Annotated in this window: 5 protein-coding genes; 2 read left to right on the plus strand and 3 right to left on the minus strand. The window is 72.2% G+C overall.

Annotated features, from left to right (window positions below; translation table 11 throughout):
- Nucleotides 1-170: 170 nt before the first annotated feature.
- Nucleotides 171-833 (plus strand): bifunctional DNA primase/polymerase, encoded by a 663-nt coding sequence (locus C3488_RS15385; protein ID WP_103839974.1) that lies wholly within the window; start codon nt 171-173, stop codon nt 831-833.
- A gap of 141 nt (nt 834-974) precedes the next feature.
- Here C3488_RS15385 and ftsY read toward each other — a convergent pair whose 3' ends face one another.
- Complete coding sequence (ftsY, locus tag C3488_RS15390) at nt 975-2,177, minus strand: signal recognition particle-docking protein FtsY (RefSeq protein ID WP_103839975.1); 1,203 nt, start codon at nt 2,175-2,177, stop codon at nt 975-977.
- 272 nt (nt 2,178-2,449) lie between these two features.
- Between ftsY and C3488_RS15395 the strand changes: the two genes are divergently transcribed.
- Entirely contained in the window at nt 2,450-3,427 is a 978-nt protein-coding gene (locus C3488_RS15395) for an LLM class flavin-dependent oxidoreductase (protein WP_103839976.1), read from the plus strand.
- A gap of 135 nt (nt 3,428-3,562) precedes the next feature.
- On the opposite strand, the gene C3488_RS15400 is transcribed toward C3488_RS15395, so the two are convergent.
- Together C3488_RS15400 and C3488_RS15405 are read right to left on the minus strand one after the other, a co-directional pair.
- Nucleotides 3,563-4,981: a sugar porter family MFS transporter gene (locus tag C3488_RS15400; RefSeq protein ID WP_103839977.1), complete on the minus strand. Its 1,419-nt coding sequence runs from the start codon at nt 4,979-4,981 to the stop codon at nt 3,563-3,565.
- Between the two features lie 261 nt (nt 4,982-5,242).
- Nucleotides 5,243-7,506 (minus strand): AAA family ATPase (locus C3488_RS15405; RefSeq protein ID WP_181139026.1); only part of this gene is annotated, 2,264 nt, incomplete at its 5' end.

Here is a 7,506-nt window from a genome sequence, read left to right on the forward strand (position 1 = left end):
CGGAATCGGGTGGAGGCGTGCACTCACCGGCGCGCACAAACCGCGCACCACCCCGGGATGCAACCGGGCGCTGCCCGGAGCCCCGCGAAGACGACCGACGAGTGGGAACTCAGAGTCACATTCCGCTCTCATGGCGTAACCACCGGCGCGCTGGACCCGTTGGAGGGGGCATGGGCTTCACGATCGGCGGCACGCGGGCCATCCGCGACATCCGCTCCGGTGCGCGGCGCCGGGGCCGCTCGTCGGAGTGCACGGCCGTGTCCGAGTACACCGGCTTGTGGGGCTGGGACGTGGTGCCCGGCGCACGGGCGGTCGCCGGGCAGTGCTCCTGCGGCAAGGCGGACTGCGGCGCGCCCGGCGCGCACCCGCTGGACTTCGCGCCCGTCGTGGGCGCCGGCGCGACACTCGACGAGGTCACCGACACCTGGGCCGAGCTGCCGGGCGCCGCGGTGATGCTGCCGGTCGGCCGGGCGTTCGACGTGATCGAGGTCGCCGAGTCCGCGGGACGGCGAGCCCTGGTCCGGCTGGAGCGCATGGGCCTGCCGCTCGGCCCGGTGACGGCGACCCCGGAGGGCCGCGCGCACTTCTTCGTCGCCCCGGGGTCCGCCGCCGAGCTGCCCGACCTGCTGTACCGGATGGCGTGGGACGACACCGCCCTCGACCTGCACGCTCTGGGCCCCGGCGCGTACATCACGGCCCCGCCCTCGGACCGCGGCGGCCTCGGTCCGGTCCGCTGGCTCCGCTCCCCCGCCCTGGATTCGGCGACGAGACCCCCGGCGGCGCGCCTGCTGATCGGCACGCTGGCGTATGTGGCGCACCGCTCACGCGTCTAGGCCGGCCGATTCGGGACGGGCCGGCTTCGCCGGTACGGGCAGGAGCGGCTCCGCCCATACGGAAGGGCCCCGTTCCAGCTGCACCGTGGAACAGGGCCCTTCTTCCGTACGGTCACGCACGCGCCGCGCGCGTCGGCGCGCTCAGTCCCCGATAAGCGCATCCACGAACGCTTCCGGCTCGAACGGCGCCAGGTCGTCGGCGCCCTCGCCGAGGCCGACCAGCTTCACCGGTACGCCCAGCTCCCGCTGGACCGCCACCACGATGCCGCCCTTGGCCGTGCCGTCGAGCTTGGTCAGCACGATGCCTGTGATGTCCACGACCTCGGCGAAGACGCGGGCCTGGACGAGACCGTTCTGCCCGGTCGTGGCGTCCAGGACGAGCAGCACCTCGTCGAGCGGGGCGTGCTTCTCCACGACGCGCTTGACCTTGCCGAGCTCGTCCATGAGGCCGGTCTTGGTGTGCAGGCGGCCGGCGGTGTCGATGAGCACGACGTCGTAGCCCATCTCCTTGCCCTCCTTCACCGCGTCGAAGGCCACGGAGGCGGGGTCGCCGCCCTCCGGGCCGCGCACGGTGTAGGCGCCGACCCGCTCGCCCCAGGTCTGCAGCTGGTCGGCGGCGGCGGCACGGAAGGTGTCGGCGGCGCCGAGGACGACGGTGCGACCGTCGGCCACCAGGACCCGGGCCAGCTTCCCGGTGGTGGTGGTCTTGCCGGTGCCGTTGACGCCGACGACCATCACGATGCCGGGCTTGCTGGACTCCGGCTCGGTGCGGACGGTGCGGTCCATGTCGGTGCCGACCAGCGTGAGCAGCTCCTCGCGCAGCAGGCCGCGCAGCTCCTGGGGCGTGCGGGTGCCGAGCACCTTCACACGCTCGCGCAGCCGCTCGACCAGTTCCTGGGTGGGCTGTACGCCGACGTCGGCGGTGAGCAGCGTGTCCTCGATCTCCTCCCAGGTCTCGTCGTCGAGGTGTTCCCGGGAGAGGAGGGTGAGGAGCCCCTTGCCGAGCGCGTTCTGCGAACGGGACAGACGGGCGCGCAGACGGACCAGACGGCCGGCGGTGGGCTCCGGAATCTCGATCGGGGGCGCCTCGACGACGGGCGGCTCCTCGACGGCGACGGGAGCCCCACCGCCCGGAAGATCCACCTCCTCTATCGTCCGGCGCTCCTCGTCGCGCGGTGTCTCGGCCTCTTCGCCGACATGCGGCTCGGCCGGAGGGGCGGTGATGTCGGGCGTCGTCGGGGGCGGCGGGGGCAGCGGCCTGCGGCGCCGGCTGCCGACGATGAGCCCGCCGAGCGCGCCGAGCACGACCACGGCGATGACTACAGCAAGGATGACGGTTTCCATAACAGTCCCCAGTATGGCGTGACCTCCCGCTCGGCCGTTCGCTGTACGCGCGGGGCCGCTGGTCCCGCCGGGCCGGGCCGGCCCGCGGCCCGGCTTCGCGTCGGCCGGAAGCCCTGGAGGATGGAGTCACAACGGGTCCGGTACGCGAGGAAGATCCGCCGGGTACGCCGAGTGGCGCCTCCGGCAGCCTGGCGCGCTCCCCCTATTAACCTGACGCATCGTCAGCTAATGTCCCCCGCACACCCGCCGGCAAAGGCGAAGGGGGCCCTGTCATGGCCGTCACGGTCGTACGGTTCAACCTCCTCGAGCCCGGCGCGACCCCGGCATCGCTGGGTGCCCGATACCGGGCCGCGGTGGAGATGGCCGCGTACGCCGACGACCGGGGGATCACCGCCGTCCAGACGGAGGAGCACCACGGGGCGGCGAACAACTGGCTGCCGTCGCCGTTCGTCTTCGCCGGTGCCGTGCTCGGCGCGACCCGGCGGATCACGGTCACCGTCTCGGCGGTCATCGGGCCGCTGCACGACCCGCTGCGGCTGGCCGAGGACATCGCCGTCCTGGACCTGATCAGCGGCGGCCGGCTGGTGACCGTCGCCGGGGTCGGGTACCGGCCCGAGGAGTACGCCGCCTTCGGTGTCGACTTCGAGCGGCGCGGAAGGCTCCAGGACGAGCTGCTGGAGACGGTGCTGAGGGCGTGGACCGGCGAGGAGTTCTCCTATCGGGGCCGTACCGTGCGGGTCACCCCGCGCCCGTACACCCAGCCGCACCCCCTGTTGCTGGTCGGCGGTTCCTCGAAGGCGGCGGCCCGCCGAGCCGCCCGGCTGGGCCTGCCGTTCTTCCCGAGCGCGCACCTGCCGGAGCTGGAGGCCTACTACGGGGAGCGGCTGGCGGAGTACGGCAGGGAGGGCTGGACGACGATGCCCGCCGGGAGGACGCCGCTGCTGCACCTCGCGGAGGATCCGGACCGGGCGTGGGCCCGGTACGGGAAGCACTTCCTGCACGAGGCGCGGACGTACGCGTCCTGGCAGTCCGGCGGCCGTGGTGTCCGCTCGGCGGTCAGGTCGGCGGCCACGACGGTGGAGGAGCTGCGGGTGGAGGGCGTGCACCGGATCGTGACGCCGGAGGAGTGCCTGGGCCTGGGCTCGGGCAGCCACGTCCTGCACCCGTTGGCCGGCGGGATGCCGGTGGACGAGGGCTGGCGCAGCCTGCATCTGTTCTGCGAGAGGGTGCTCCCCGGACTGGAGGGCTGAGCCTCGCCACAGGGGGCCGGCAGAGCACCGCCGCCCGGCTCGGGCAGTGGCCGAGCCGGGCGGCGGCAGGGTCCGAGGAGAGGGGCAGCGGGGACTTGGCCCTTCTCCTCGAGTTCGGGGCAGCCTCTGTCAGGCTCAGCCCATCTCCTCCAGCGCCTTGCCCTTCGTCTCCTTCACGAACTTCAGAACGAACGGGATGGAGAGCGCGGCGAAGACCGTGTAGATCACGTAGGTGCCGGACAGGTTCCAGTCGGCCAGCGAGGGGAAGCTCGCGGTGATGGCCCAGTTGGCGATCCACTGCGCGGCGGCGGCCACGCCCAGCGCGGCGGCGCGGATCCGGTTCGGGAACATCTCGCCGAGCATGACCCAGACGACCACGCCCCAGGACAGGGCGAAGAAGAGGACGAACACGTGGGCGGCGATCAGGGCGACCCAGCCCTGGGTGCTCGGCAGCTTGCCGTCGACCAGGTGGTAGGAGAACGCCCAGGCCTCGAGTGCGAGGCCGACGGCCATGCCGATGGAGCCGATGAGCGCGAGCGGCTTGCGGCCGATGCGGTCCACGAAGATCATCGCGATCACGGTGCCGACGATGTTGATGATCGAAGTGGTGAACGAGTAGAAGAACGAGTCCGTCGGGTCGACGCCGACCGACTGCCACAGCGTCGAGGAGTAGTAGAAGGCGACGTTGATGCCGACGAACTGCTGGAAGACCGACAGGCCGATGCCGATCCAGACGATCGGCTTGAAGAAGAAGCCGCCGCCGAGCAGGTCCTTGAAGCTGGACTTGTGCTCGCTCTTCATGGCGTGCTCGATCTCGGCGACGCGGGCGTCGAGGTCGGTGCCCTTGCCCTCGACCTCGGCGAGGATCTCCCGGGCGCGCTCACGCCTGCCGACGGAGATCAGGAACCGGGGGGACTCGGGGATGGCGAAGGAGAGCAGGCCGTACAGGAGTGCCGGGACGACCATGACGCCGAGCATGACCTGCCAGGCCTCCAGGCCCATCAGCTTGCCGCGCTGGTCGCCGCCGGCGGCGTTGAGCAGGCCCCAGTTGACCAGCTGGGAGATGGCGATGCCGACGACGATCGCGGCCTGCTGGAAGGAGCCGAGCCGGCCGCGGTAGGCGGGCGGGGCGACCTCTGCGATGTAGGCGGGGCCGATCACGGAGGCCATGCCGATGGCGAAGCCGCCGATGATGCGCCACAGGGCGAAGTCCCACAGCGCGAAGGGCAGGGCGGAGCCGACGGAGCTGACGACGAAGAGGACCGCCGCGATCTGCATCACCCGGATGCGGCCGAGGCGGTCGGCTATGCGGCCGGCGGTGGCCGCGCCGACGGCACAGCCGATCAGGGCGACGGCGATGACCTGGGCCAGCGCTGCGGAACCGATGTCGTAGCGATCCCGGATGGCCTCAACGGCGCCGTTGATCACGGAGCTGTCGTAGCCGAAGAGGAAGCCGCCCATCGCTGCGGCCGCCGCGATGAAGATGACGTGCCCGAGATGATCGGGGTGAGCCGTACCGGCTCCTGTCCTGGATGCCTGCGCTGTGCTGGTCAACGTGTACTCCTCGGGCCACCGGCAACGCTGCCGGGGGTGGGCTGGGCCCTTTCGGGTATGGGTGGCGTGTCAAGTACCCGGAGAGCACTGGTTAACGCCGCTCATACCTGAAGGTAAAAGCAACGTTGCAGAGACTATGCCTTCAAGTTTCTAAGTCAATAGCGGGACTCTGTGACCTTCGAGGCATGTGATCGAGAGATTGCCTTCAAGTGTTGAAGACGTGAAAACGTGCAGGTGACAACTGGTGTAGAGGGCAGCGGTCTAGCGGAGCCGCTGCGAGATGACTTTCGACACACCGTCGCCCTGCATGGAGACGCCGTACAGCGCGTCGGCGACCTCCATCGTCCGCTTCTGGTGTGTGATCACGATGAGCTGCGAGGTCTCCTGCAGCTCCTGCATGATGCGGATCAGCCGCTGCAGGTTCGTGTCGTCCAGCGCCGCCTCGACCTCGTCCATCACGTAGAACGGGCTGGGCCGGGCCTTGAAGATCGACACCAGCAGGGCGACGGCCGTCAGCGACCGCTCGCCGCCGGAGAGCAGGGAGAGCCGCTTGACCTTCTTGCCCGGGGGCCGCGCCTCGACGTCCACGCCCGTGGTGAGCATGTTGTCCGGGTCGGTCAGGACCAGCCGGCCCTCGCCGCCGGGGAACAGCCGGCTGAAGACGCCCTCGAACTCGCGGGCCGTGTCCCGATATGCCTCGGTGAACACCTGCTCGACACGCTCGTCGACCTCCTTCACCACCTGAAGCAGGTCGGCGCGAGTCTTCTTCAGGTCGTCGAGCTGCTCGCTGAGGAACTTGTGGCGCTCCTCCAGCGCGGCGAACTCCTCCAGGGCGAGCGGGTTGACCTTGCCGAGCTGCTGGTAGGCGCGTTCGGCGGCCTTGAGCCGCTTCTCCTGCTCGGCGCGCACGAACGGGCGGGGCTGATTGCGCGGATGCTCAGGGTCCTCGGGCAGCTGTTCGCCCTCTGCGGGCGGGGACGGCGGTACGAGCTGGTCGGGGCCGTACTCGGTGACCAGGACCGTCGGCTCGACGCCCAGCTCCTCCAGCGCCCTGGTCTCCAGCTGCTCTATGCGCAGCCGCTTCTCGGCGCCTAGCACCTCGCCGCGGTGGACGGAGTCGGTCAGCTTGTCCAGCTCGGCCTTGAGGTCGCGGCCGTGCGTGCGGGCCGCCGCCAGCTCCTCCTCCCGCCGTGCCTTGACCGCCTCGGCGGCGGCCCGCTCGGCCTCCGCCCGGCTCAAGGAGACCGCGACATGGGCGAGGAGCTGCCGGGCGCCGGAGGCGACGGCCTCGGCGACGGCCGCCTCGTGGCGCAGCCGCAGCCGCCGCTGCTCGGCACGCGCGCGTGCCTCACGTTCGGCGCGGGCGGCCCGGTCCAGGGAGTCGGCGCGTCCGGCCAGGCCCTTGACACGTTCCTCGTGGGTGCGGACCTGGAGGCGGGCCTCCATCTCGGTCTGCCGCGCGTTGGCGCCGTCGGCGGCGAGGCGGTCGCGTACGGAGGTGTCGGGCTCCTCCTCGACCGGCATCTCCTCGGCGACGGCGAGCCGCTCGGCGAGTTCCTCGACCTCCCGCAGGGCCGCATCGAGCGCCTCCTGGGCGCGCGCGGCGGCGGCGACGCTGCGCTCGGCCTCCCCGGCGGCCCCCCGCGCCTGCCCTGCCAACCGGCCCAGCTGCTGGGCGACCTGGGACTTCTCCCGCTCGGCGGCCCGCCGCCGCTCCCCCAGTTCCTCGACGAGCGCGGCACACTCCTTGCGCCGCTCCGCCGCGAGCCGCTGAGCCTCGGCCGACTCCGCGCACCGCACGGCGAGCTCCTCCAGCTCGGCGGCGGCCTCGTCGACGGATGCCTGAACCTCCAGCAGGCTGGGCGCCCCGGCGGACCCCCCGTGCGCGAAGTGCGCTCCGAGGAGATCACCCTCGGCGGTGACGGCGGTCAGCTCGGGTCGCGCCACGACCAGTTCCTCGGCGTCCTCGAGGGTGCCCACGACGACGATGCCGCGCAGCAGCCGGCGTACCGCGGGCATCAGGTCGGCGGGGCCGCGGACGAGATCGGCGGCGCAGGGATGCCCGTCGGCACCGCCGCTGTCGCCTACGGTGGCCGGCTCCTGAGGTGTCCCCGCCACCAGCAGGGCCGCCCGTCCCCCGTCCTGCTTGCGCAGCAGGCGGAGAGCGTCGGCCGCCGAGGCCGGGTCCGTCACCGCGAGGGCGTCGGCGGCCGTGCCGAAGGCCGCCGCGAGGGCGGTCTCGTGGCCGGGGGTCACCGTCAGCAGTTCCGCGGCCGGACCGAGCAGGCCGGCGAGGCGCTCCTTCGCCTCCAGCAGGGCACCCGTGCCGTCCTTGCGGCGCAGGCCCATGGCCAGGGCCTCGTGCCGGGCCTGGGTGGCGGCGCGCCCTCGTTCGGCCGCCGTGGCCGTCTCACGTGCGGCCGTGAGGGCTGCCTCCGCCTCGGCGAGCGCGGCCTTGGCCGTCTCGTGCCGCTCCGCGAGGTCCGCGTCGCCCGCGTCCAGCCCGTCGACCTCGGCCTTCAGGG

Origin of the sequence: Streptomyces sp. Ru72 (assembly GCF_002920635.1) — a bacterium.
Lineage (GTDB): Bacteria > Actinomycetota > Actinomycetes > Streptomycetales > Streptomycetaceae > Streptomyces.

Bases quoted from the DNA above. Each gene is read 5' to 3' on its own strand.
- C3488_RS15385 (WP_103839974.1), top strand. From the start codon at position 171: ATGGGCTTCACGATCGGCGGCACGCGGGCCATCCGCGACATCCGCTCC.
- ftsY (WP_103839975.1), bottom strand. From the start codon at position 2,177: ATGGAAACCGTCATCCTTGCTGTAGTCATCGCCGTGGTCGTGCTCGGC.
- C3488_RS15395 (WP_103839976.1), top strand. From the start codon at position 2,450: ATGGCCGTCACGGTCGTACGGTTCAACCTCCTCGAGCCCGGCGCGACC.